A 24,414-nucleotide genomic window follows, 5' to 3' on the forward strand; every position below is an offset into this window, starting at 1 on the left:
ATTCGCTCCCACAGGTAAGTCCCGAACCCTGTGGGAGCGAATTCATTCGCGAAGGCGTCAGGTCAGACGCCGACAAACTTACTGATTTCAGAGATTCCACATGAGACTGTCCCGCTTTTTTATCGACGCGCCCCTGAGCCTTGGCGAACACGAACTGCCGGAAGCCCAGGCGCACTACATCGGGCGCGTGTTGCGCATGGCTGAAGGTGACGCACTGCAAGTGTTCGATGGTTCGGGCAGCGAGTTTCGCGGCACCTTGCTCGAAGTCGGCAAGAAGCGCGTACGGGTGCAACTGGGCGAGCAGTTTGCCGGGCAAACCGAATCGCCGCTGCGGATTCATTTGGGTCAAGGGCTGTCACGCGGCGAGCGGATGGACTGGGCGATTCAGAAGGCCACTGAGCTGGGCGTCACTGAAATCACCCCCATCGTCAGTGAGCGCTGCGAGGTTCGCCTCAAAGACGAACGCGCCGAGAAACGTCAGGCCCATTGGCAACAGATCGCCATCAGTGCCTGCGAGCAATGCGGACGCTCGGTGGTGCCGGTGATTCGCCCGCCGCTGGCCCTTGCCGAATGGCTCAAGCAGACCGACGCCGACTTGAAGCTGGTGCTGCACCCGGTCGCCGAACCGCTGACCAGCCACGACAAACCCGGCACCCTCGCGTTTTTGATCGGCCCGGAAGGCGGGCTTAACGATGCTGAAGTCGATCAAGCCCAGGACGCCGGTTTCCTCGCCGCCCGCCTCGGCCCGCGCGTACTGCGCACAGAAACCGCCCCCGTGGTGGCGTTAAGCGTGGCGCAGCAATTGTGGGGTGATTTCTAAACCTCGTACCACACCATACATAGGAGCTGCCGAAGGCTGCGATTGACCGTGAAGCGGTCGTGATTTTCAATAACTAGAAGGTCTGCCGACCTTATCGCAGCCTTCGGCAGCTCCACAGGTTTTGTATCAGTCTTGGCTCCTGCAGCTGACTTCAAAGCACATAAAACAATATCGCCACAAAGTGCAACAAACTGCCGGCAATCACGAACAAGTGCCAGATGCCGTGCCAATGCCGGAAGCGGCTGTCAAAGGCGAAGAAGATAATCCCCACGGTATAAAACACCCCGCCCCCCGCCAGCCAGGTGAATCCCGCCGTCCCCAGCGTGGCCATCAGCGGTTTGACCGCCACCAGCACGATCCAACCCATCAGCGCGTAAATCACGATGGACATCACGCGTGCCTCGGAGCGCGGCTTGATTTCCTGCAACATGCCGATCACCGCCAGCCCCCAGACGATCCCGAACAGCGTCCAGCCCCACGGGCCGCGTAACGTGACCAGACAAAACGGTGTGTAGCTGCCGGCGATCAATAGATAGATCGACAGATGATCGACCTTTTTCATGATCACCTTCGCCCGCCCCCGGACGCTGTGATAAACGGTCGACACGCTGTACAGCAGCAACAACGTCGCGCCATAGATCGCCATGCTGACGATCTTCCACGCATCGCCACCCATGCTCGCCAGCACCAGCATCCAGACCACACCGACAACGGCCAGCACCGCGCCAACCAGATGCGTCCAGGCGTTGAAACGTTCTCCGTGATACATGTTCGCCCCAAAAAAAACCCAGCTGAGCGCAAGGCTCCGGGTTATACGACAAAAGTGCAACGGTTGAAGCCGTAAAGGTTGCAGCCAGCACGCGCCGAGTTGGGCACAATCGGATGCTCGAATGAGAGCGTCCCGAATAAGAGTGCCCGCCATGCTGATCGACGAAGAACTGACCCTCAAGAAGCTGGAGATTTTTCTGGCTTTTATGCACACCGGCAACCTGGCGCGAGCGGCAGTGGAGTTGCAGACCAGCAATGTCAGCGTGCACCGCGCCATTCATTCACTGGAAAGCGCCCTGCGCTGCCCGCTGTTCAAGCATGAAGGCCGGAACCTGACACCGCTGGAAAGCGCTTATGTGCTGGAAGAACGGGGGCAGAAGCTGATTCAGGACGTGCTCGCCACCGTGGAATTGACCCGCCAGGCCGCAGGATTTTCGGCGGCGCGGTTCAAACTGGGCGCGCTGTACTCATTGACCGTCAAGACCGTGCCGCAGTTGATCATGGGTCTGAAACTGCGCCGCAGCGAGCTGAACATCGATTTGATTCTGGGCTCCAACATCGACCTGTTCTATAAACTGAAAAACATGGAAGTGGATGCAATTTTGGTGTCGCTCAATGAAAGCGTCAGCGATCCGGACTGCGAGCAACTGCAGCTGTTCTCCGACGATATTTTTCTTGCGGTACCAGCGGACTCGCCGTTCTCACAACAAAGCGAAGTGGATCTGAGCGATCTGCGCGAAGCGACATTCATTACCCTGGCGCAGGGGTTCGCGACCCATCAGGACGGAGTTCGGGTGTTCCAGCAGGCGGGCTTCGAGCCGAAAGTGGCGATGCAGGTCAACGACATCTTCACCCTGCTGAGCATGGTCAGCTCCGGGGTCGGTTATGCGTTACTGCCGGGGCGGGTTGCAGCGGTCTATGAAAACCGGGTGCGCTTGATTCCGTTGCAAGCGCGCTATCGAATGCAGCAGCACATTGGCGTGGTGTTCCTCAAAGCCAAGGAACGCGACCCGAACCTGCTGGCGTTGGTGGCCGAATGCCGGATGTATGCCAACCGGCATTCGCAGCCTGAATCCTGAAAAGCTTCGCAGGCAAGCCTGCCACAAAGGGACTGATTTTATTTTTCGCGCTCTTTGAAAAATCAATCTGTCCCTGGCCTCAAAAACCGGGGACGGATTAATTTTCGATGAAGCGCTGAAAACAAATCAGTCCCCTACTCCAGATATCGACCGAGCCCTATGCTTGCGAGTTGCCCCGCAACATAGAATCCCAGTGGGAGCAGGCTTGCCTGCGAATGGCTTTATTGACTAACCCATGATCCCGCGCACGATGAAGCTAGTTACCTGGCGCGAAGACGGCAACGCAACCATTACAACCGCCGCTCTGGGCGTTGAGCGGTAGGAAGACGTGGTTATTTGTCTCGCTAACTGCGATCGAATGAGGATTGCCGCCGGGCAGCTTTATGTGCTGGACGAGCGTGTTGGATTTCGCATCGATGACACCGAGTTCCGGGGCGTCCGGTATAACGCGCGAAGCTGCGTAATATTGCTTGACCTTCGGGTTGTAGGCGACCATGTCGGCGGCGCCAAGGCCAGGAATTACTTTGACCACCGAGCCGTCAGTTTTCATGACGACGAGTTCCGGCGGCAGGCCGCTGTCCTTGCTCCCGGCGGCGCAACCTACCAGCAGATTTGCGCCAGGCCCCTGCACCAGTCCGGCGGGATGGCAGCCATTCACTGGCAACAGTTTCTCGACCTTGCCGGTGGCCGGGTTGATGACAGCAATTGCGCCCTTGGCCTTATCCTTCTTCAATTCCGGAATCGAAACATAGAACCTTTTCGTTGCCGCGTCGTAGACGGCCTGCTCGATCCCGTCCGTGGCGTCCTCGAAAGGAATCTTAGCCACGACTTTGTGCCCGGCCTTGGTCGAGATCAGCGTCAGAAACGGCGGCTCGTCGGCATTGTTGGCGGCAATCACGACGTGCGCCTTCGGATCGTACGCCATCTCGTCAACCCGGGCTTTTCCGCCGGTCGAAATGGTATCAATGACTTTTTTCGTCTTGAGGTCGATGATCTTCAGCGTGCTGTCGCCGTCGCCGGCCCACAATTCGCCGCCAACAACGATCACGCCGTTCGGGCCGGATTCGTCATTGCTCTTTAATTGTCCAGCGAATCCGCCGGGCAACCGGTCGACCATCTCGCCGCTGACGACATCGAACACGTCGACAGCCTTGTTGGTTCTATCCGCCAGATAGTACCGGTGGGTGGCCTGATCAACGTAGCTGATATCGAAGCCGTTGAGAGGTTCGCCCGGAACCTTCAATGTGCCGATCTGCTTCAGTTCAGCGGCGCTGACCGAAGTGGCGAGACTCAAAACCAATATCGCAGTCGCGGAACCCAACAATTTTCGCTGCAGCATATGTTTACTCCTGAGATCTTCGGATATTTTTTTGTCCGCGGGCAAGCCCGCGCCTACACGTTTCGGCTCCTAACCCATGATTCCCCGAACGATGAAGTACAACACCGACGGCCCCAACAGGCAGCCCAACCCCGTGTGGAAGGTCGCGGTCAGGGCGCCGTAAGGCACCAGCCGCCGGTCTGTCGCGGCCAGGCCTGCGGTTACGCCGCTGACGGTGCCAGCCAACCCGCCGAACACCATCGCCGAGCGCGGATTGTCCAGGCCCATCCAGCGTGCTGCCATCGGCGTACCGACCATCACCAGAATCGCTTTGATCAGGCCGGTGGCGATAGACAACGCGATCACGTCGGAACTGGCACCAATGGCAGCACCGGTCACCGGGCCGACGATGTAGGTCACTGCGCCTGCGCCGATGGTGGTCATGCTGATCGCGTCGCGATAACCGAACACCCAGGCGATGCTCGCGCCAACAATGAACGGCAGCGTGGTGCCCAACAGCAAGGCAACAATGCCGATCAAACCGGCCTTGCGTGCCTCGGTGGCTTGCACTTCGAAGGCCGTGGCGACGATGGCGAAGTCACGCAACATGGCGCCGCCCATCAGGCCGATACCTGAAAACAGACTGATGTCGGCCAGACCTTTTTCACCACCGGTCATGGTGCCGCCGACCCAGGCCAGAATCAGACCGATCACGATAGCGATCGCCGAACCATGAATGCGTCCGAACGTCAGGCGTTTTGAGATAACAACGGAAACCCACATCACGATGCCGACAACGGCAAACGCGGTTACCAGGCCATATTGGCCAAGGTCTTTCGCCAGTAGAGGCCACATATCAGCGTCCCCCTACAGTTGTCGAAGCGGGCGCAGCAGGCAGGATGCCCGAAGGCTCTTCTTCTTCCTTCGGCAGCGGTTCACCCCTGTGGATCCGACTGATCAGCGCGATGGCGCACCCGCAGACCACCACTGAACCGATGGCAGCCAATACCGCAACCGGTCCGCCGCGCAAGGCGGTGACCACGTTCTGCTGCGCGGCCATGGCGACCACCACCGGGATATACATGGCACCCCAAAAACCCACGCCCAACTCGCAGTCCTTGGTCATGCCACCGCGTTTTTGCATCCACAAACGGGCACAGATCAACAGGATCATGGCGATGCCGACCCCGCCCACATTGGATTTGACGCCCAACAGCACCCCGAGCATGTCACCGAGAATGACGCCTGCCAGGGTACAGATAGCCAGCAAAGCCACACCATAAATAATCATTGTTGTTATCCTCAAATTGCGTTGCCGAAGTTGTTGTTTTTATCCTTCGCAGCAGCCACTCGGTTTATGGGTTGCGGCTTCCCTCCTCACGCAGCAGCGCGCTCAACGTATCCAGACGAGCCCCTTGAAAGGCGACTGCCGCTCCTTGTTCGAACACTTTTCTAGCCAGGCCCGTCAGTACGGTTCCCGGCGGCAACTCGATCTGCAAGCGCACGCCGCGCTCATAAGCGGTTTGCACGGTGCTGCGCCAATCGATCACCCGGCACATGTTGAACGCCAGGTCATCGCGCAATTTATCGGCGGTCAGCACCAACCGCGCGCTACTACCGCTGAGGTAACGCAAGGTCGGTGCCTGCATCGACACCCTGGCAAAGGCCTCGGCCAGCGCCAACGCGGGCTGTTCCAGCAAGGCGCAATGCGACGGCACGCTGACCGCCAAGCGCTTGGCCGCCGCAGCGCCACTGTCTTTCGCCAGTTCGGCCACCTGCGCCATCGCCGCATCGCTGCCAGCAATCACCAATTGATTGTCGGCATTGATATTGGCGAGATAAACCGGTGTCGCCGAGCTGTGAATCCGGGCGATCAACGCTTCGACAGCGGGCTGATCCAGCCCCAGAATCGCGGTCATACCAAAACCTGTGGGATAAGCGCTCTGCATCAACTCACCGCGCAAGGCAACCAGTCGCAAGGCATCGCCAAACGTCAGCGATCCCGCAATTACGGCAGCTGGATAAGCACCAATGGACAGGCCGGCCACATAACTTGGCGCATCACCTTGCTCGATCAACAAACGGGCGCAGGCCACACCGGCAATCAATAAACACAACTGCACGGCGCGGCTCTCCGCCAGGGCTCCAACCGAATCGAGCGCCAATACGTCTTCACCCAATTCATCACTGGCCTGGCGCAGGCAATCGCCGACCAGCGCTTCGTCCGGCAGCCGATGCAACATCTGCGGCTGTTGCGCGCCCTGGCCGGGAAACACCAAGAGGCTGCTCATGCGGTTTGCTCGCACAACGACCACGGATCGCTGATCAGGCGCGCGCCCTCAGAGGTCTTGAGCAGGACTTGCTGCGCTAGCCCGGCCCACTCGCGCAAGGCCACTCCACCGCAGGGGGTTTGTAGTTGCAGATCGATCCGGCAGCCGGAGATTTCCGTCAATACCGACAGCGATGCGGCCAGCCTGAAAGCCTGACCGCGACTGAAAGACCGTGGCGTGCGCAGAATCAAATCAAGGTCGCTGCCGCTGTGCAGCGCAACAAACCCACTGGCCAGTTCAAAACCGGCACTACCACTGACGCCCCACACCAGCCCCAGGTCTTCCATCACTGGCCGGACCTGACGCAGAACCCGCAGCGCAGGCCAGTCGCGGCCGCTCTTGTTCTCCACATGAACGAGTTGTTCCGGCTGCACCTGGCGCAGGATATCCGCGCGCTTGATCAGCGTGGCGTAGCGTTGCTCACGCTGTTGACCACGCACACCCACCGCGATCTGATCCGCCGCAGTCAGAGCGCGGCGCACCACCACCGGCTGACCGAGGCTCAGCGCCTCGGCCACCCACTGCGGCGCATCGTCAGCCAGCGCCTGCACAGGTAAGCCCCACAACAAATCATGGGGCAGCACAACGACAGGGGCGTTCATTTACCACTGCGCCCGCAGCAATTCACGCACCTTGGAAGAGGCAGCGCGATTGCCCGCCCCCAAACGGCTGCTCAGGTCCGTGCCGGTCGCCCGCACGTCTTTGATCGCCTGCGTCAGGCACGCTTGAACGTGATCGATGTCTTGCTCGGTCGGTTGCTCGATCTGTCTGACGGACAAGCTTTCCCAGAGCAAACCGAGGGTCGCGTAGCTGTCGATGTCGTAGGCCATCGGTGGCACGCTGGCGGCCAGTTTTTCCAGCTCTTCGACCGTGCGCAGAGTGACCCTGGCCGCCGACGCCTTGCCCATGGCATGCACCATCACGCCGGGGTCGCGCAGGGCAATCAGGCGGTTGGCCTGATAACCGTGTGCCAGAAACGCACCGGACATGGCCTTGCCCACCAATAAGGCAATCACCGGATGCCCGGCCAAACGCGCACGCGCGTAGCTGTCCACCGCACCGGCGAGGGCTTGATGAATGCCTAACGCTTCCTCACGGCGACCGTACGCCTGGCTCGGCACATCGACGATGACGATCAAGGCGCGTTTGTGCTCACTGCGCTGATCCAGTTGGATGGCTTCGTCCACCGCCTTCGCCAAGCCCCAGCCTTCGAGCAACCCGACTTCGCCGTTACGCGCCCTCGGGAAGCGGTTTTCCGGGTCAGCGACTACCGCCAAAAAACGCACCGGTTGCTCGCCCAGCACACCGTCGGCGACCTTGAGCGATGCTGGCAAATCCGCGACTTCAACCGCTCCGGCGCTCAGGGCCGAAAACCAATTCAAGCCACGTTTCGAGTACTCGCTCATGGCTGTTCTCCTTGATAAAGATCGCGCACTGTCCGGGGATCGATTTGTGGTGCGGTGTCCAGTTGCGCCAAGCGCTTCAGGAACACTTCGTACTGGCCGCTGCGCTCCTGGCCGGGCAAACCTTGCTTGAGCAAGGCATCAACCTGACACTGAATGCTCGCCACATCGTCAATCGCAAAATCGTCCACCAGACCGCTGGCAAAGCGCTGCTCGCCGCCAGTCAGGCTCCAGATAAAAGGCCGGTTGCGCGAGTCGTACTCTTCGATGCCCGCTTCCTGCTCGATCACCTGCGGCCCGTTCAAGCCCAGACGCGCCTCCCGAGTCACCACTAGATAGCTGCACAAACCGGCCGCGATGGACATTCCGCCGAAGCAGCCCACGCTACCGGCAATCACACCGATCACCGGTTGGTATTGGCGCAGATCGACAATCGCCGCATGAATATCGGCTATCGCCGCCAGCCCCAGATTGGCCTCCTGCAGGCGCACGCCACCGGTTTCCAGCAGCAATACCGCGGCTGTAGGAATGCCGTTGCGATTGTCTTCAGCGGCCAGCTCCAGCGCGCCAGCGATCTTCGCGCCGCCGACTTCACCGAGGCTGCCACCCTGAAACGCGCCTTCAATGGCAGCCACCACCACCGGTAAACCACCGATGGAGCCTTTGGCAATCACCACGCCGTCGTCGGCCTGCGGCACCACACCTTGTTTGGCCAACCAGGGTGACATCATGCGAGCGAAAGGATCGAGCAGTTCACGAAAACTGCCAGCATCCAACAGTGAACGGGCACGCTGGCGAGCGTTGAGTTCGACGAAGCTGTGTTGACTCAACAAACGACTGCTATCAGTCATGGCCGATCTCCTCGAAACCTTGTTCCATACGCAATCGCACCACACCCGGTGTCGCGCCGAAATCATGGATATCGATCGTCAGCGCCGGAGGGGTCTGGCCGTCGAACATGCGCTCGAACAGATGCTGCCAACGCGCGGCGCTGCCATTGACCGACGTCACCACCTGAATCGACAACTTGCCCGGCAGACCGGGCTCAAGCAGGACTTCCAGATCACCCGAACCGACACAACCGACCAGCGCCCGACCCAAGGGCGGTTGCCCGGCGGGGAATTCAAAAGACAGGGTTTCCATGATCAAAAATTCCTCGATTGGTCGCCGAGCCCAGGCTCAAGGCTATCGATAAACAGGCAAGCGGCGAGCAGGTCCGCAGCGCCACCCGGCGAAGCGTTCAGGCTCAACAGCTGCTGATCCAGTTCATGCAGCTGGCGCCGGCCGCCAAGGCTGGCACTGCCGCCGGCATCCAGAACCTTTTGCGCGCCGTGCTGCATGGCTTCAAGACCCGCTTGACCGGCGCGATACAGCACACAGGTGTCGGCCAAGGTGGTCATGATCGCCAGCAGCGCATCGAGTCGGGCGTTCTGCTCGCCATGTCCGGCGGCACGACTGCGTTGCAACTGGGGCAGGCCGTATTGCATCACCGCTGGAAACCCCAGCTGCGCCTGTTCCCGAGCGCCGCGGGCGCCGTACCGCTGGGCAACTTTGGCGCCGTGGCTGTTCTGCCATGGCGAGTTGCGGTCATCGATCAACGCCAGTCGTGCCGCCCGCAGGCTCATACCGGCAGCCGTGCAATTGCCCGGCTCCAGCGCCGCGGCCACCACCAGTAAACCCAAGGCCCAGATCGCCCCGCGATGAGTGTTCACGCCGCCGGTGGTGTGCAGCATCTCGGCTTCACCTTCCCGACCGATACGGCCCACCGCTTCGCGCAGTGGCTGGCCGACGACGCCACATTCGAGGGCGGCTTCGGCCATTGCCTTGAACGCCGGCCAGAGCGACAACGCCGAAGCGTGCATCAGGCCCAAGTGCAAATCGGTATGTGCGCCATTACCGCGACGATCGACCAACGCCGGTTTGGGCGACAGGTCCGCTTCATCGATCAGCGCGTCCACGGCCAGGTCAGCCAAGCGTTCGGCCAATGACAGAGGGGCGCAATTTATGTTCGGAGCTACATTGAGTGCGCGCATCACCAGCTCCTGAATTGGGCGGGCGGGTTGTACAAGCCCCCGGACCACTCGACCAGATCGGCGACGCTTTTGGCCGCCAGCAATTCACGGCTGGCATCGGTGCGACGAATGCCCAAATCTTCGGGCAAGGCAATCAAGCCTTCGCGGCGCATCCGCGCGGTGTCTTTCGGGTTATGGCGCATGCCGATGGCAGTGACGCCCGCCACTGCGGCGATCATCGCCTGGCGCTCTTCCAGCGTCCGCGCCTTATACAGGTAAGCGATGCCTTCTTCGGTGAGCAAGTGGGTGACGTCATCGCCGTAAATCATTATCGGCGCCAACGCCATACCGCTTTTTTTCGCGACCTCAACCGCATCCAGGGTTTCGACGAAGGTCGGCTTGCCGCCTTCCTGGAAGGTTTCGACCATCTGCACCACCAGTTTCTTGCCGCGCTCGAGATAAGCGGCCGGGCCGTCACCGGTCTGCTGACGCATGTCCAGCCAGGCAGGTGTCGCATGACGGCGGCCGTGCGGGTCATGGCCCATGTTCGGTGCACCGCCGAAACCAGCGAGCCGCCCACGGGTTACGGTCGAGGAATGGCCGTCGCCATCCACCTGCAAGGTCGCGCCGATAAACAGATCCACCGCGTACTGACCGGCCAGTTGGCAGATCATCCGGTTGGAGCGCAGCGAGCCGTCACGGCCGGTGAAGAACACGTCCGGGCGCGCGGCGATGTAATTCTCCATCCCCAGCTCGGTGCCGAAGCAATGGATGCTTTCGACCCAACCGCTTTCGATGGCCGGAATCAGCGTCGGGTGCGGGTTGAGTGTCCAGTTGCGGCAGATCTTGCCTTTCAGACCTAGGGACTCGCCGTAGGTAGGCAAAATCAGCTCGATGGCCGCGGTGTTGAAACCGATGCCGTGGTTCAGCGACTGTACGTTATGTTTTTCATAAATGCCGCGAATCGCCATCATCGCCATCAGCACATGCACCGGCTTGATGTGACGCGGGTCGCGGGTGAACAGCGGCTCGATATAGAACGGCTGATCGGCGAGCACCACAAAATCGACCCAGGACGCCGGGATGTCCACGCGCGGCAGGTCGCTGACATCGTCCACGATCTGGTTGACCTGGAAGATCACGATGCCGTCGCTGAACGCGGCGGGCTCGACCAGTGCCGGGGTGTCTTCGGTGCTCGGGCCGGTATAGATGTTGCCCGCACGGTCGGCCATGAAACCGGCTGAAAGCACCACATTGGGGATCAGATCGACCACCAGCCGTGCATACAGCTCGATATAGGTATGGATGGCGCCGATTTCCAGCAAGCCATCTTCAAGCAACTGGCTGATGCGCAGGCTTTGGGTGCCGGCGAAGGAAAAATCCAGCTTGCGGGCAATGCCGAGTTCGAACAGATCCAGATGCTCGGACCGGCCGACACTGGGCATGATCATGTGTAAATCATGCAGCTTGGCCGGATCGACTTTGGCCAACGAGCGCGAAAGAAAATCCGCCTGCTTCTGGTTGTTACCCTCCAGCACCACACGGTCGCCGGGGGCCAACAAGGCTTCCAGCGCCGCGACGATGTTGTCGGTCGGCAATACCACGCCATCGGCGAGAGACCGCACCTGCTCGAGTCGGCGCTGCTTTTCGCTGCGCCGACGCGACCAGCGCGGATCGGGTGTATTTATTGTTGTCATGCTCACTCCACGAGTTTCGCTGTCGTGGGTCACCTTAAGAGCGAACGGTGCGGAGCATCAATCAAGCAGACAATGAATTCGTTACGGTTGGAGTAATGATCGGCAAGGGGACTGATTTATTTTCAGCGCTTCATCGAAAATTAATCTGTCCCCGCTCCTGAAAACCGGGGACAGATTGATTTTTCAAAGAGCGCGAAAAATAAATCAGTCCCCTGAAATCTGATACCGCGTACTCCGCCCGCCACCCGGCAATTTGTGCAAACAACCCTTCTCCAACAGATCACCCAGATGACGAGTAGCCGTGGCCTTACTCACCTTCGCCACCGCCTGATACTGAGCCGCATTGATGCCACCTTCAAATCCCAGGCCATCCAGCAAACGGTTGAGCACCTTGACCTGCTCGGTGGACAGCGCGTGTTCACGGTGCTGCTGCCAGTAACGCGCTTTGGCCAGAACCCGGTCGATACGTTTTAGCGCCTGCTCCAGCGTGTGCAACAAGGTTTGCAGAAACCACTCCAGCCATGGCGTGATATCCAGTGCGGCCTTCTGGCTGTCTTCGAGGATCCGGTAGTAGGCTTGGCGCGTACCGAGAATGCTCGCCGACATGGCGTAAAAACGAATGGCCTGATTTTCGCCTTGAGCCAAAGCGAGGTCGGTAATGGCACGAGTCAGGCGACCATTGCCGTCGTCGAACGGATGCAAGGTCACGAACCAGAAATGGGCGATGCCCGCTCGCAACAGGGGATCGAGACTGGCGTCAGTCCGACTGCTGTTGAACCACTCAAAAAAGCGGGCGAGCTGCGCTTCCAGCCCCACACGCGGCGGAGCCTCGAAATGCACGGTCGGTCGGTCGAGCCGTCCAGAGACTACTTGCATGGGCTCTTCCCCACGCAAGGCGCCGACACGGATGCCATGCGCCAGCAGGGTTTCTTCCATCGGAAAGAGCAGCGTGTGCCAGTGCAACACTCGTTCGAGCGTCAATGGCGACTGATGTTGCTGGGTGGCATCGAGCATTAACTCCGCCAGTCCTTCGCTGCGCTGACTGACACGCTGGTCTCCCGCCAGCCCCAGGCGACGCGCCAGAGACGATCGCACTGACCCCGCATTCAGTTGCTCTCCCTCAATGGCCGAGGAGGTAATGATGTTCTGCAACAGCGCGTCCAGTTCAGTTTGCGCACTGGCATCCGCACCCGCCGCCCCGATCATTCCCAGCAACCGCCCCTGAGCCTGCGAACAGCCACGCAGCAATGGTGCCAGCTGGTCAGCGTGCCATGCAAAATGCGGCCAGTCGGGCTGCTGCCAAATCCACTCGGTAGGTTCGTTCATGGGGTCATCCTGAAACGCGTGAGCCGAATAAAAGCGCTATTCGGCTCATTAGATGAGCCGATTGTGCGATTCATTCGGCTCATGATCCACCGCTTTCGCAGAGTCTGTGGGAGCAGGCTTGCCTGCGAATGGCTTGATGCGGTTTCTAAACCAACCCTGCCCTCACCAACAGCTCTTCCAACCCCATCAGATCCGGGATTTTCGCCACGGTGTCGCCGACTTGCACGGCAGCCAGCTCCAGCTCGGCCAAGGGGACGTCGACGTAGCTGAGTTGGCTGTCGACCTTGCAGGAGCGGGGGATGCCTTGGGTCAGCAGGGCGATGAATTTTAGATCCGCGCGCCCGCCCAGGGCGTTGAGGACAACGATGCGCGCACGACCGCCGACCCGGGTGCGGCTGCCGCAGGTGGCTTCGAAGCAGACTAGCGGCAAGGTGCGGTTGCGCCAGCTGATCGGCCCCAAGTACCAACCGGGAGCGTTGGGCTCGGCGTGACTGTCCTGGTAGTCGATCAACTCCGCGACGGCGACGTTGGGCAACAACAAACTGCGGTCGCCCAACGGCAGCAACAGCCCCGTCAGGGTAGTGAGGCGGCTGCTGAGGTTGCTGGATTTGGCGGCGAGATTAGACATGAACCTGACTCCTGTGCACTTGGTTCCAGTGCGCGATGCTCTCCAGCAGTACCGATTCCTGATATGGCTTGCTCAGGTAGTCGTTGACGCCGATGGCCATCGCATGGTCCCGGTGTTTTTGTCCGGAGCGGGAGGTGATCATGATAATGGGCAGGTCTTTGAGCCGTTCGTCGTTGCGGATCTGGCTGGCGACCTCGAAGCCGTCCATGCGCGGCATTTCGATATCCAGCAGCAGGATGTCGGGGGTGTGTTCCTGCAACAGCGCCATGGCATCGACCCCATCCTTGGCGGTCAGTATGTTCATGCCGTTGCGTTCGAGCAGACGGCTGGTAACTTTTCGTACCGTCACCGAGTCATCCACCACCATCACCAACAACGGCCGGACGGGCTCGACTTCGATGAATTTAGGCGCATTCAGGCCCGCGGCCTGCTGCGCTGCCAAACGGACATGCAAGGCGCGGATATGCGCCAGCAAATCAAGAATGAACACCACACGGCCATCGCCCAAAATCGTCGCGCCAGAGATGCCCTGCACCCTGGCAAACTGCGCGCCGAGGCTTTTCACCACGATTTCCCGCGAGCCGGCCAGCGCATCGACCTGCACCGCCACCCATTGATCATGCACATGCACCAGCAGCACCGGTAGCGACTGATTCTGGACTTGGCTCTGGCCAGACAGTTTGGGTGCCAGACCGTTATTCAGCAGTTCGCCGAGGTAGCGCAGCTCATAGGCTCGTTCAGCGAACTGGTAGCACGGCGGGTTCGACTGGTAACAGGTCTCCAGCTCGTTGGGCATGACCCGCACGATGCCTTCGATCGTATTCAGCGGCACGGCGTACTGCTCTTCGCCGCACTGCACCATCAGTGCCCGGTTGACCGATACCGTGAACGGCAAACGAATCTGGAAGCGCGTGCCCTGCCCCGGTGTCGAGTCGATGATCATCGAGCCACCGAGCTGTTTGACCTCGGCGTGTACCACGTCCATACCGACCCCGCGACCGGAGATCTGGGTGACTTTTTCGGCCGTGGAAAACCCCGCCTGAAGAATGAACTGGAGCAGCTCGTAATCACTCAGTGCAGAGTCCGCCTCGATCAAGCCGCGTATTACGGCTTTGCGGCGCACCGCATCGAGGTCGATACCGGCGCCGTCGTCGCGCATCTCGATGACGATATCACCGCCTTCGTGAATCAGGCTCAGGCTGATCCGGCCCTCCTCCGGTTTGCCCGCGGCGCGGCGTTCTTCGGTGCTTTCCAGGCCATGATCGACGGCATTGCGCAACATATGCTCCAGCGGTGCGACCATGCGCTCCAACACGCTGCGGTCCATTTCGCCTTCGGCGTTGCCAACTTCGAAACGGACCTGTTTATCCAGCTCGCCGGAGACCTGCCGTACGATCCGCCGCAAGCGTGGCAGCAGGCGCTCGAACGGCACCATGCGCGTACGCATCAAACTTTCCTGCAACTCGGTGTTGACCCGCGCCTGTTGCAGCAACAGCATTTGCGCGTCGTGGTTGCGGGTATCGAGGGTTTCCTTGAGGTCCAGCAGGTCGGAGGCGGACTCGAACAAGGCCCGTGACAGCTGTTGCAACTGCGAATGGCGATCCATTTCCAGCGGGTCGAACTCTTCGTAGCCCAATCGCTCGGCTTGCACCTGTTCGCGGCTGAGAATTTGCCCCTGGGTTTCAATATCCAGACGCCGAAGTTGGTCGCGCATGCGCTCGATGGTGGTTTCCATCTCAACCAGCGTGACCTGAGCGTCACTGACTTGCTGCTCGATGCGCCCCCGGAAGATCGACGTTTCACCCGCCAGATTGACCAGGCTTTCCAGTTGCTCGGCCGCCACCCTGACCATTTCCGGGGGGGTACGCTCAGCCTCGGTTTCAGCCGCCGAAGAGCTCGTCATCACGCTGGCAGGCTGCGGCTGTTCGAGTGCAACGTCCCGCGCTGTGTTGGCCGCGACTTCATTCACGCTGCCGGGAGAACCGAATCGACGGATGCTGTCGGTCAACAAGGTCGCGCTGGGCAATGGCTGGCGCGCGCGAACGGCGTCGAGCATGTCAGCCAACAGGTCGTGCCCGCTTTGCAGCAGGCTGATCAGCAGTGGATTGCTCTGCAGCAGCCCAGCCGCCAGGCGCTCATAGAGAAATTCCAATTCATGGGCAAGGTCGCCGATCGGGGCGATTTCCACCATGCGCGCGCCACCCTTGAGGGTATGCAGATCACGCAGCAGGTTTTCCACTTCAATAATGTTTTTCGGCTCATCCTGCCAACGGGCCAGGGCGCCGCCGGAGCTTTCGATGATATCGAAGCCTTCTTCGAGGAAGATCTCCAGCAGTTCGGGGTCGCGCTCCTCAAGGGTTTCGACCGCTGACTTAGCGGATTTTGGCTCGATCTCAGGGCTAGGCCCCAGGCCACTGCCCTGCCGAAACTCACGAATGGCCTCAATCAGCTCAGTCGGGTTACTGAGCGATTGATGGTCCTGCAACTGCTCCAGCAGGATCGCCAGATGATCGTGGCTTTGCATCAGCAAGCGAGCCAAGTCAGGCGAGTGGCTGTAGCGGCGGTCGATCAAGCCTTCATAAAGCGTTTCCAGTTCATGGCCCAAATCGCCCACGGGCACGATTTCGGCCATGCGCGCACCGCCCTTGAGGGTGTGCAAATCGCGTTGCAACGAGGACAGCGGCAGCGGATTTTCCGGGTCATCCAGCCAACGCTGCAAGGCGTGCCCGGCGCTGTCGAGAATGTCCACGGCCTCTTCAAGGAAGATTTCCACGATCTCGTCATCGAGACGGCTCAGGTCTGCATCAGTTTCGCCAGGCGCCTGGCTCTTATTATTGATGGAGAGCTCAACAGGGCGCTGAACCGCGAGCTGCTCGGTCGCTGCATTCAGTTCGGTAATACTCAGCGAGCGGCTGCCGTCGCTTTTGATCAGGCCCATGGCACTCGGATCGAGGGCTTGATCGAGCAATTCGCGCAGGGCATCGATACGCTCAGGGCAGGCACCGACCTCTTGGCCCGCTGCCACTTGGTCGAGCATGTTGATCAAGGCTTCGTGGGCACTTTCAGCCTCATAAAAAAAGCGCTCGCTAACCGCCAGACTGCTTTCTTCCACCGCGCCATACAGGTCCAGCAACGCCTCGCACAGCTCATCCACTTGCGGCAGGTCGGCCATCTGCGCGCCGTGACCCAACGTAGTCAGCTCGTCGAGCAAGGCACTCAGCTCCTGGCGCTCGCCGGGATGCTGCCGCCAGCGCTGCAACAGGCTTTCGGCATCGAGCAGAATGTCCATGCCCTCAGCCAGAAAGGTCGAGATCAATTGCGGGTTGCGCTTCATCCGCAAACCGTTGCTCGGCGCGCTGAGCGCAGCCTGCAGACGTTCATCCAGCAGCGCGTGTGCCTCTTCGATCATCTGCGCTGCACCACTGATGGCCGCCAGTGGGTCACTGTCGAGCTGCGTCAAACCCCGACGAAACAGAGGCTCGGCAGCCCGCAGCAAGAGGATTTCCGACTGTCCGAGCGGGATCAGGTTGGCTTTGAATTCCCGTATCAACTGGTCCAGCGGGCTGGCCAGCTCGGCAATTGGCAGCACGCCGGCCATGTAAGCGCTGCCCTTGAGGGTGTGCAGGGCACGTTGCAGGTCATCGCTGATCGGCGGCGTCACAACGTCAGTAGCACGGTCTAGGAAGCGGTTGAGGTTATCGAGATGGCTTTGCGCTTCCTGATGGAAAATCTCCAGCAATTGCGGGTCCAGCACCTCTTCTCCTGCGCCTGCATCGACGACAGGAGGCACACCGGCCACATCCGGTTCATCTTCGCCCCTGGCCAGCGCATGGGCGCGAGCAGCCAACAGGTCGACATCATCGCGCTGACGTTGGGCATTGTCGGCGAACTCGCGAATAACCTCAGGCAACAACGCCAATACTTCAACGAGCAATTGCTGAACGCCCTGATCGGGTTTGACGCTGCTTTCCATGACCCGATTGAGCAGGTTCTCCGCCGACCAGGCCAGCTCGCCGAGGATCAGTGCCCGTACCATCCGCCCGCTGCCTTTGAGGGTGTGAAATGCCCGACGCACTTCGGTCAACGCGGCGGTGTCGCGAGTATCCTTGAACCAGTGCGGCAAATGCTCATGCAACGCCGCCAGTACTTCATCCGTCTCTTCGAGAAAAACCTCGAGCAGTTCGTCATCCACCCGCTCCTCATCCGTAGGTGGTGGCAGCAGGCTGGTGGGCACGTGGCGCGCGGGCGGGTTGACCGCCGAGACCGGGCTGGCGAGCACTTGGGCGATGGTCTGCGTCAGGCTGACCAGTTCATGACGGGCCTGCAATTCAATCAGTTCGTCCTGACTGATGACTTCATCGAGCAGCGGAACCTCGACAGTGGCATCCGGCGTCGGCGAATACCCCAGGTTTGCCAAACTGACTTGAGCCATGTCCAACACCTGTTCGCCGGGTGCTTCGTGATCTTCGCCCAGGCGCTCCAGGTAATACTCGATGCTGGTGAGGGCGTCTGCCAGGCCGTCCAGCTGGGACCATGTCGGCGGTTCCTCGTCCACCAGCAAATGCGCCTGGATGTAATCATTGCAGGTCGCGAGCAGGCTGGCCGCGCGCGCCAGCGGAATCATCGCCAGCGCTCCGCGCACCTGCACCAACAGCGCCGGCAAAGGTTGAAGCCGCTGCCGATCCCAAGGCCCGTCGATGTAATCGATGATCATGTCCTTGGCCTGCTGCAAACCGACGCGCGCCTCCTTGATCACCAGTTGGTGGATTTGGGTCAGGTCAGTCGTTGGCAGATGGCTATCTTCCGGGCTGGCCTGCTCCACGGTGCCCACCATCCCGGCCAGAGTCGCTTCGACATAGAGCAGCGCACCGGCGACATCCATCAGCGCCGCGTCATCGGCTTTGCGCTGGCCCTGAGCCAGCCTCTGAACCACCGCCTGCTGGTCGATGATGACCTTGCGGGGTTGACCAAAACCAAGAACGGCCAAGGTATCGGCAATCTGTCGCAACGGCGGCAACAGGCTTCCCAGTTCGCCGACATGCGTGCGGTCGCTGCGCACGAACACATCAAGACGCTCTTTAACCCGCACCAGTTCCTCGCACAATGCGACCACCACCGAGCGCATTGCATCACGATCCGGGCCCGCCAGCCGCGCGCGCTCTTCGTCGACCACTGCGCTATCGGGCAAGGCTTCGGCGAGGCCGTACTGTTCTTTGAGTAGCAGCATCGTCGGCGCCTGGCTGTCGGATTTGGCGATGTAAAACAGCAGGCTCTTGAGCAATTCATCGGGTGCTGGCTGATTGATGCCGCTGATGCCCTGCTCCAGCAAACGCTTGAGTTCCTTGTCGGACTCCTTGAGCAGGCCGCGCAACGCCGGACTATTGGTGAACTGGCCGTCGGCCATGGTCGCGACCAGCGCCGACGCGATCTGCCATAACGGGCCGAGCGGTGCGTCTTTGCACAGCACCTCAAGGCGGGCGAAGACTTTGGCCATATAACCGAGGTTGGTCTGCACCTCATGCTCACGCAGTAAACCGACCAGCGCGGTTTGCAGCATTTGCCGCAACTTGCGCAGCAAGGCCGTCAGGTCCGGGCTGTCGAGTGTGGCTAATGCCTGGGCGTCGAGTGCCGGAACGGCGAGCAGTTGCGGGGTGAACAGGCTGGTTTCCGACAGCAGGCTTTCGCCTCGGGCGCTGCGCAGATCGTTGAGCAGCGGCAGCACCACCAATGGCAAATCGCGGCGCGCGGTGTGGATGCGGTCGAGATAAACCGGTAACTGCACCAGTGCCTGCATCAACAAATAGGCAGCTGCGGAATGTTGCGCCACGCGGCCTTGCTGCAAGGCCAGCGCCAGCTGTTCGATCTCTTCGGCGAGCAGGGCCGCGCCATAGAATTCGATCATCTGCAGACTGCCATGGACCTGATGCACATAGTTCAGGCACTCGACCATCACGGCGGGGTCCTGTGGATGAACTACAAACGCTTCGAGGGCCTGGCGGGCCTGTTTGAGCGTTTCGGCAATTTCGCCCTTGACCCATTCGAGAGCCACATAGTCGCGCCGATCAGCCATGACAACTCCAGTCGTTACCTATGCTTTTCATTAAAAAAAGCGGTTCATTACCCATGTGGTTATAGCCCAGGTTTTCAGCCAAGGTCTTGCGACAGTGGCAACGTAAAACCAGAAACCGAGCGACGCATCTCGCTGGCCATTTTCGCCAGGTTGCCAATGCTTTCCGCAGTGGCCGCAGTCCCGGACGTGGTTTGCGTGGTGGTCTGCTGAATCACGGTCATGGTCCGGGAAATTTGACCCGCTGATGAAGCCTGCTGCTGCGCGGCGTTGGTGATGCTCTGGATCAGCGCCGCAAGGGTTTTCGAAACGCCTTCGATTTCCTCCAGTGCCACTCCGGCATCCTGCGCCAGTCGGGCGCCGCGCACCACTTCACTGGTGGTTTGCTCCATGGAGATGACCGCCTCGTTGGTATCGTTCTGAATCGCCCGAACCAGGGTTTCAATCTGCTTGGTCGCCGACGACGAGCGCTCGGCCAGCCGTTGCACCTCATCGGCCACCACGGCGAACCCGCGCCCGGCATCACCGGCCATGGACGCCTGAATCGCCGCGTTCAGTGCCAGAATATTGGTTTGATCGGCAATGTCATCGATCAAGCTGACAATGTCGCCAATCTCCTGAGACGACTCGCCCAAGCGTTTGATCCGCTTGGAGGTGTCCTGAATCTGCTCACGAATGTTATCCATGCCGTTGATGGTGTTGTGCACCACCTCGTTGCCTTTGTTGGCGATGGTCACCGAGCGCTCGGCGACCGCCGAAGACTCAGACGCATTGGCCGAAACCTGATCGATGGAAACCGCCATGTTGTTGATCGCGGTCGAGGCTGCGGCAATTTGCAACGCCTGATGCTCGGACGCGGCCGCCAGCTGCATGGCCGTGGTCTGGGTGTCCTCGACCGCAGAGGCGACTTGTTCGGCCGTCAGGTTGATTGTAGCCACCAGATCGCGCAACTGGTCGATGGAGTAGTTGATGGAATCGGCAATCGCCCCGGTGAACTCTTCGGTCACGGAAGCGGCGACCCGAAGATCACCGTCGGCGAGATTTTCGATTTCATCGAGCAAACGCATGATCGCGGTCTGATTGCGCTCGTTCTTCTCAGCGGTTTCACGCAATTGCCGGTTGGTCTCGCGGACCATCACGATGCCGATCAGGATGATCGACATCACCGCCAGCAGACCGAGCACGTAGCCGCCGATGCTGTGCATCGAACGTCCCTTGGCCAGGTGTTCGAATCCATTGGCCAACACCGATGCTTCATCGAGCAGGGTTTGCGAGGTGATGAAGATGTTGCTGGCCGATTCACGCACCTGAAACAGCTCGGGCGAGGTTTGGAGGATTTCATCCACGGAGCCGGATACGAACTGGAACAGTTCGGCAATGTCGGCCAGGCGCACGCGGGAGTCATGGTCCTGGACCTGAGTGATTTTCATCGTCGCGTTGCCTTCGAGCATGCCGTTGAGTACCCGGCCAAACAGGCTGGCATCTCGACCGAATGCATCGGCGGCCTGCACGGCGGTGTCATCCCCGGACAGCACGGTATTGACCGAACCGAGAATCCGCTCAGCTAACAACGACTGACGCTGGGCGACCGCGACCTGAGTGGCCGGCGCGTGATTCTGCAACAGGCTGTCGACGACTTTTTCGTACTCGACCTGCAACTGCGGAATAGTTTCAGCGAGGGTCGCGGCCACTTGATGCAGGGACAGGACGGTTTGCTCGCTGGCGATAATCACGTCGGTACTCCTGCGCAGCGTCTCCCAGTCGTTTTGCACCGCCTGCATTTCATCGTTCACTACGGGTGGCGCAGACGGCAGCCCGGTGGCCTTGTCGCCTTTCTTCAGGACGCCCCAACGCCGCTCGAAATCGTTGCGCGCATCGGCCAACAGCTTGAACGCAGGCGCTTTGCCCGAGGCGGCTTCAGCGGCGTTTTTGGCGATCCGCTGAGACAACACGCGCAGCTCACCCGCGTGGCCGATGTACTGCTTATCGTAGTTCGACTGGGTGTTGAGATAGGCGAAGTTAACGAACAGCAACATGATGAAAATGATCAGGGCGACAAACAGCACAACGATCTGCGACCGACTGCGCGCCCCCTCCAATGACCTACCTGTCTTGCTCATTAATCAGGCCTCCGCCTGGACCAACTGCGTTTTTCATCCCTGAAATAAAAAAAGGCCCGTCGGGCCCCACCGAAAAACGTTAAAGCGCTACATCCATAAAGCCCGGCGATTGCACCAGCGAGCGTGGACTGAATACCAACCAGGCCTGTTCACGCAAGAATTGCCCCTGAATGTACGGGGCGATGCCTGCATCGAATGCCACCAGCGGCTCAGGCATGAGACTGCGTTGATTGAAATGCTGCATTCCCAGCACCTCATCGACCATCAACCCGGCGAACAGGTCCTGATGCTCAACCACCAACACCCGCCGTTGCTTGCGCAAGGGCGAGAGCTCATGGCCGAAAAACGCACACAGATCCATGATCGGCAGCAACCTTCCCCGCAGATTCGCGACACCCTTGACCCAGGGTTTTACCCCCGGCAGCATGGCGTATCGCGGCTCGTGCAGGATTTCACCGATTTCCCCCATGGGCGCCACATAACACTGCTCGCCCATGCGAAAACCGATACCACTCCAGTCTTGCTGACGGGTCTCCTGCAACGGCAGACCGGCCGCAAGCGAACGACAACGCTGATCGATTTCAAGCAGCAACTGGAAGGCGGTTTGCGACTCAGCCACGACTACGGACCGTCAGTTGGCCAATACCGAGTTCAAGGTTTTTATCAGGGTTTCTTCGTCTACCGGTTTGGTCAGGTAGTCGCGCGCGCCCTGGCGCGTGCCCCAGACTTTGTCGGTTTCCTGATCTTTGGTGGTGATGATGATCACCGGGATCGACGCGGTTTCAGAGTCTTTGGTCAACTGGCGCGTCGCCTGAAAACCATTGAGGCCGGGCATCACGATATCCATCAGCACCGCATCGGGCTTTTCCTGGCGGGCCAGGGCGACGCCGTCAGCACCGTTTTCGGCTTTCAAGACTTGATGGCCGTGCTTTTCCAGCATGCCGGTCAACTTGTACATCTCAGTCGGCGAATCATCGACGATCAGAACTCGAGCCATAGTGTTCCCCTATGCAATGGATGCCGTCGACCCGCCAGGGTCACCGGGCATCAAGATACTTATTGTTCTACTGCAACGAACTCCGGCACATGGGCCTTGATCGCGTTCAGTAGTTCTTCCTTGCTAAACGGCTTGGTCAGAAACTGGTCGGAGCCAACGATCCGGCCCTTGGCCTTGTCGAACAGGCCATCCTTGGAGGACAGCATGATCACCGGCGTTGACTTGAAAGCCCGGTTGTTCTTGATCAGCGCACAGGTCTGATAGCCATCCAGACGCGGCATCATGATGTCGACGAAAATGATTCGCGGGTGGTTATCGGCGATTTTTGCCAACGCATCGAACCCGTCTATCGCCGTGATGACTTCGCAACCGACGCTCTTCAACAGCGTCTCTGCGGTACGGCGAATCGTCTTCGAATCGTCGATAACCATCACTTTCAAAGCTGTGGAATGCTGTTCCATGTTTGCTCTACCATCGCCGCGGCGAATCATGTGCTGCATTGTACCTGGCGCCATAGAGTCATTATGTGCCGCCAAGCCCCGAATTACCGGGGCCTAAGGTCAAGTGCCGAGCCTTTTTAGCACACTCTCCAGACGCAATCCATAAAGCCCGGCATAGAGTGCTTCCCCCTTGACCCCGAGCATGCACAGCGCCACCCTGACGCCTATTTTCAGGCCATTGCGGCCGTTACCAACCAGAGGATATTGCCCATGAGCGTTCGCCTAGGAATTGTCATGGACCCCATCGAGCGCATCTCCTATAAAAAGGACAGCTCGCTGGCCATGCTCCTTGCCGCCCAGGATCGCGGTTGGTCGCTGTTCTACATGGAACAGCAAGACTTGTACCAGAACGCCGGCCAAGCACGCGCCCGGATGAAGCCGTTGAAAGTCTTCGCCGACCCTGCGCATTGGTTCGAACTGGAAGCCGAAATCGACAGCGGCCTGGATGACCTGGACGTGATCCTGATGCGCAAGGATCCGCCGTTCGACATGGAATTCGTTTACGCCACCTACCTGCTGGAACAGGCCGAGCGCGCCGGGGTGCTGGTGGTCAACCGTCCGCAGAGCCTGCGCGACTGCAACGAGAAGCTATTCGCCACGCTGTTCCCACAGTGTACGCCACCGACCCTGGTCAGTCGTCGCTCGGACATCCTGCGTGAATTCACCGAACTGCACGGCGATGTGATTCTCAAACCGCTGGACGGTATGGGCGGCACTTCAATCTTCCGCCACCGGGCAGGCGATCCGAACCTGTCGGTAATTCTCGAAACCCTCACCGCCAACGGCGCCCAGAAAATCATGGCGCAAGGCTATCTGCCAGCAATCAAAGACGGCGACAAACGCATCCTGATGATCGACGGCGAACCTGTGCCTTACTGCCTGGCGCGCATCCCGGCCGCGGGCGAAACCCGTGGCAACCTCGCCGCCGGTGGTCGTGGCGAAGCCCGTCCGCTGACCGAGCACGACCGCTGGATCGCGGCACAGGTTGGCCCGACACTGCGTGAAAAAGGCCTGCTGTTCGTGGGCCTCGATGTGATCGGCGAACACCTGACGGAAATCAACGTCACCAGCCCAACCTGCATCCGCGAAATCGACAACGCGTACGGCACCAACATCGCTGCGCTGTTGATGGATGCCATTGAGCAGAAGTTGAAGGCGAAGTAACTCGCAAGCATAGGGCTCGGTCGATATCGGGTGTAGGGGACTGATTTGTTTTCAGCGCTTCATCGAAAATTAATCCGTCCCCGGTTTTAATGAGGCCAGGGACAGATTGATTTTTCAAAGAGCGCGAAAAATAAAATCAGTCCCTTTGCAGACTGTGTGAAAACCTGGCAATTCTTGCAACGGTC

The 24,414-nt window shown here is 59.9% G+C and carries 20 protein-coding genes and 2 pseudogenes; 3 read left to right on the forward strand and 19 right to left on the reverse strand.

The window, feature by feature from the left end:
- Positions 1 to 100: 100 nt before the first annotated feature.
- Positions 101 to 820 (forward strand): 16S rRNA (uracil(1498)-N(3))-methyltransferase, encoded by a 720-nt coding sequence (locus AC1MEE_RS24145; RefSeq protein ID WP_480412027.1) that lies wholly within the window; start codon positions 101 to 103, stop codon positions 818 to 820.
- A gap of 151 nt (positions 821 to 971) precedes the next feature.
- On the opposite strand, the gene trhA is transcribed toward AC1MEE_RS24145, so the two are convergent.
- Positions 972 to 1,589 (reverse strand): PAQR family membrane homeostasis protein TrhA, encoded by a 618-nt coding sequence (gene trhA, locus AC1MEE_RS24150; protein WP_480412028.1) that lies wholly within the window; start codon positions 1,587 to 1,589, stop codon positions 972 to 974.
- Between the two features lie 151 nt (positions 1,590 to 1,740).
- On the opposite strand from trhA, the gene AC1MEE_RS24155 reads away from it, so the two are divergent.
- Positions 1,741 to 2,667, forward strand: a complete 927-nt coding sequence (locus tag AC1MEE_RS24155; protein ID WP_480412029.1) for a LysR family transcriptional regulator — start codon at positions 1,741 to 1,743, stop codon at positions 2,665 to 2,667.
- A gap of 256 nt (positions 2,668 to 2,923) precedes the next feature.
- On the opposite strand, the gene AC1MEE_RS24160 is transcribed toward AC1MEE_RS24155, so the two are convergent.
- From AC1MEE_RS24160 to pilG, 18 genes and pseudogenes are all read right to left on the reverse strand, one after another.
- Positions 2,924 to 4,006 (reverse strand): YncE family protein, encoded by a 1,083-nt coding sequence (locus AC1MEE_RS24160; protein ID WP_480412030.1) that lies wholly within the window; start codon positions 4,004 to 4,006, stop codon positions 2,924 to 2,926.
- A gap of 69 nt (positions 4,007 to 4,075) precedes the next feature.
- Complete coding sequence (gene madM / locus AC1MEE_RS24165; RefSeq protein ID WP_480412031.1) at positions 4,076 to 4,840, reverse strand: malonate transporter subunit MadM; 765 nt, start codon at positions 4,838 to 4,840, stop codon at positions 4,076 to 4,078.
- A gap of 1 nt (position 4,841) precedes the next feature.
- Complete coding sequence (gene madL / locus AC1MEE_RS24170; RefSeq protein WP_480412032.1) at positions 4,842 to 5,276, reverse strand: malonate transporter subunit MadL; 435 nt, start codon at positions 5,274 to 5,276, stop codon at positions 4,842 to 4,844.
- A 64-nt stretch (positions 5,277 to 5,340) separates the two neighbouring features.
- Positions 5,341 to 6,276, reverse strand: coding sequence for a malonate decarboxylase subunit epsilon (mdcH, locus tag AC1MEE_RS24175; protein ID WP_480412033.1), 936 nt, complete (start codon positions 6,274 to 6,276; stop codon positions 5,341 to 5,343).
- Entirely contained in the window at positions 6,273 to 6,917 is a 645-nt protein-coding gene (locus tag AC1MEE_RS24180) for a malonate decarboxylase holo-ACP synthase (RefSeq protein WP_480412034.1), read from the reverse strand. The genes mdcH and AC1MEE_RS24180 overlap by 4 nt, the downstream gene beginning before the upstream one ends.
- Positions 6,918 to 7,721 carry a biotin-independent malonate decarboxylase subunit gamma gene (gene mdcE / locus AC1MEE_RS24185; RefSeq protein WP_480412035.1) on the reverse strand — a complete coding sequence of 268 codons (804 nt, stop codon included), beginning with the start codon at positions 7,719 to 7,721 and terminating at the stop codon, positions 6,918 to 6,920.
- Entirely contained in the window at positions 7,718 to 8,569 is an 852-nt protein-coding gene (locus AC1MEE_RS24190; RefSeq protein ID WP_480412036.1) for a biotin-independent malonate decarboxylase subunit beta, read from the reverse strand. The genes mdcE and AC1MEE_RS24190 overlap by 4 nt, the downstream gene beginning before the upstream one ends.
- Positions 8,562 to 8,861: a malonate decarboxylase subunit delta gene (locus AC1MEE_RS24195; protein WP_480412037.1), complete on the reverse strand. Its 300-nt coding sequence runs from the start codon at positions 8,859 to 8,861 to the stop codon at positions 8,562 to 8,564. The genes AC1MEE_RS24190 and AC1MEE_RS24195 overlap by 8 nt, the downstream gene beginning before the upstream one ends.
- Positions 8,862 to 8,863: 2 nt before the next feature.
- On the reverse strand, positions 8,864 to 9,751 hold the full coding sequence (locus AC1MEE_RS24200) for a triphosphoribosyl-dephospho-CoA synthase (protein WP_480412038.1): 888 nt from the start codon (positions 9,749 to 9,751) through the stop codon (positions 8,864 to 8,866).
- Entirely contained in the window at positions 9,751 to 11,427 is a 1,677-nt protein-coding gene (gene mdcA, locus AC1MEE_RS24205) for a malonate decarboxylase subunit alpha (RefSeq protein ID WP_480412039.1), read from the reverse strand. The genes AC1MEE_RS24200 and mdcA overlap by 1 nt, the downstream gene beginning before the upstream one ends.
- A 204-nt stretch (positions 11,428 to 11,631) precedes the next feature.
- Positions 11,632 to 12,753 (reverse strand): Fic family protein, encoded by a 1,122-nt coding sequence (locus AC1MEE_RS24210; protein ID WP_480412040.1) that lies wholly within the window; start codon positions 12,751 to 12,753, stop codon positions 11,632 to 11,634.
- Between the two features lie 145 nt (positions 12,754 to 12,898).
- Entirely contained in the window at positions 12,899 to 13,381 is a 483-nt protein-coding gene (locus AC1MEE_RS24215) for a chemotaxis protein CheW (protein ID WP_480412041.1), read from the reverse strand.
- A pseudogene (locus AC1MEE_RS24220) lies at positions 13,374 to 15,269 on the reverse strand (hybrid sensor histidine kinase/response regulator); the annotation flags it as partial. The gene AC1MEE_RS24215 and the pseudogene AC1MEE_RS24220, both read right to left, overlap by 8 nt.
- An 84-nt stretch (positions 15,270 to 15,353) precedes the next feature.
- Positions 15,354 to 19,451: pseudogene (locus AC1MEE_RS24225) on the reverse strand (Hpt domain-containing protein); the annotation flags it as partial.
- A gap of 74 nt (positions 19,452 to 19,525) precedes the next feature.
- A complete protein-coding gene (locus AC1MEE_RS24230; RefSeq protein WP_480412042.1) occupies positions 19,526 to 21,568 on the reverse strand; it encodes a methyl-accepting chemotaxis protein in 2,043 nt (680 codons plus the stop codon).
- Positions 21,569 to 21,647: 79 nt separating this feature from the next.
- Positions 21,648 to 22,187, reverse strand: a complete 540-nt coding sequence (locus AC1MEE_RS24235; protein ID WP_480412043.1) for a chemotaxis protein CheW — start codon at positions 22,185 to 22,187, stop codon at positions 21,648 to 21,650.
- A gap of 12 nt (positions 22,188 to 22,199) precedes the next feature.
- On the reverse strand, positions 22,200 to 22,565 hold the full coding sequence (gene pilH, locus AC1MEE_RS24240) for a twitching motility response regulator PilH (protein WP_480412044.1): 366 nt from the start codon (positions 22,563 to 22,565) through the stop codon (positions 22,200 to 22,202).
- A 59-nt stretch (positions 22,566 to 22,624) separates the two neighbouring features.
- Positions 22,625 to 23,026, reverse strand: a complete 402-nt coding sequence (pilG, locus tag AC1MEE_RS24245) for a twitching motility response regulator PilG (protein WP_480412045.1) — start codon at positions 23,024 to 23,026, stop codon at positions 22,625 to 22,627.
- Positions 23,027 to 23,275: 249 nt separating this feature from the next.
- On the opposite strand from pilG, the gene gshB reads away from it, so the two are divergent.
- A complete protein-coding gene (gene gshB / locus AC1MEE_RS24250) occupies positions 23,276 to 24,229 on the forward strand; it encodes a glutathione synthase (RefSeq protein ID WP_480412046.1) in 954 nt (317 codons plus the stop codon).
- The last annotated feature ends 185 nt before the right edge of the window (positions 24,230 to 24,414 follow it).

It is taken from the genome of Pseudomonas sp. ASL3, from assembly GCF_056680425.1.

Excerpts from the sequence above, each read along its gene's own strand:
- AC1MEE_RS24180 (WP_480412034.1), bottom strand. The coding sequence starts at position 6,917 with ATGAACGCCCCTGTCGTTGTGCTGCCCCATGATTTGTTGTGGGGCTTA.
- mdcE (WP_480412035.1), bottom strand. The coding sequence starts at position 7,721 with ATGAGCGAGTACTCGAAACGTGGCTTGAATTGGTTTTCGGCCCTGAGC.
- gshB (WP_480412046.1), top strand. The coding sequence starts at position 23,276 with ATGAGCGTTCGCCTAGGAATTGTCATGGACCCCATCGAGCGCATCTCC.
- AC1MEE_RS24190 (WP_480412036.1), bottom strand. The coding sequence starts at position 8,569 with ATGACTGATAGCAGTCGTTTGTTGAGTCAACACAGCTTCGTCGAACTC.
- trhA (WP_480412028.1), bottom strand. The coding sequence starts at position 1,589 with ATGTATCACGGAGAACGTTTCAACGCCTGGACGCATCTGGTTGGCGCG.
- mdcA (WP_480412039.1), bottom strand. The coding sequence starts at position 11,427 with ATGACAACAATAAATACACCCGATCCGCGCTGGTCGCGTCGGCGCAGC.
- AC1MEE_RS24230 (WP_480412042.1), bottom strand. The coding sequence starts at position 21,568 with ATGAGCAAGACAGGTAGGTCATTGGAGGGGGCGCGCAGTCGGTCGCAG.
- pilH (WP_480412044.1), bottom strand. The coding sequence starts at position 22,565 with ATGGCTCGAGTTCTGATCGTCGATGATTCGCCGACTGAGATGTACAAG.
- AC1MEE_RS24160 (WP_480412030.1), bottom strand. The coding sequence starts at position 4,006 with ATGCTGCAGCGAAAATTGTTGGGTTCCGCGACTGCGATATTGGTTTTG.
- AC1MEE_RS24155 (WP_480412029.1), top strand. The coding sequence starts at position 1,741 with ATGCTGATCGACGAAGAACTGACCCTCAAGAAGCTGGAGATTTTTCTG.
- AC1MEE_RS24215 (WP_480412041.1), bottom strand. The coding sequence starts at position 13,381 with ATGTCTAATCTCGCCGCCAAATCCAGCAACCTCAGCAGCCGCCTCACT.
- AC1MEE_RS24210 (WP_480412040.1), bottom strand. The coding sequence starts at position 12,753 with ATGAACGAACCTACCGAGTGGATTTGGCAGCAGCCCGACTGGCCGCAT.
- mdcH (WP_480412033.1), bottom strand. The coding sequence starts at position 6,276 with ATGAGCAGCCTCTTGGTGTTTCCCGGCCAGGGCGCGCAACAGCCGCAG.
- madL (WP_480412032.1), bottom strand. The coding sequence starts at position 5,276 with ATGATTATTTATGGTGTGGCTTTGCTGGCTATCTGTACCCTGGCAGGC.
- AC1MEE_RS24145 (WP_480412027.1), top strand. The coding sequence starts at position 101 with ATGAGACTGTCCCGCTTTTTTATCGACGCGCCCCTGAGCCTTGGCGAA.
- AC1MEE_RS24195 (WP_480412037.1), bottom strand. The coding sequence starts at position 8,861 with ATGGAAACCCTGTCTTTTGAATTCCCCGCCGGGCAACCGCCCTTGGGT.
- AC1MEE_RS24200 (WP_480412038.1), bottom strand. The coding sequence starts at position 9,751 with ATGCGCGCACTCAATGTAGCTCCGAACATAAATTGCGCCCCTCTGTCA.
- pilG (WP_480412045.1), bottom strand. The coding sequence starts at position 23,026 with ATGGAACAGCATTCCACAGCTTTGAAAGTGATGGTTATCGACGATTCG.
- madM (WP_480412031.1), bottom strand. The coding sequence starts at position 4,840 with ATGTGGCCTCTACTGGCGAAAGACCTTGGCCAATATGGCCTGGTAACC.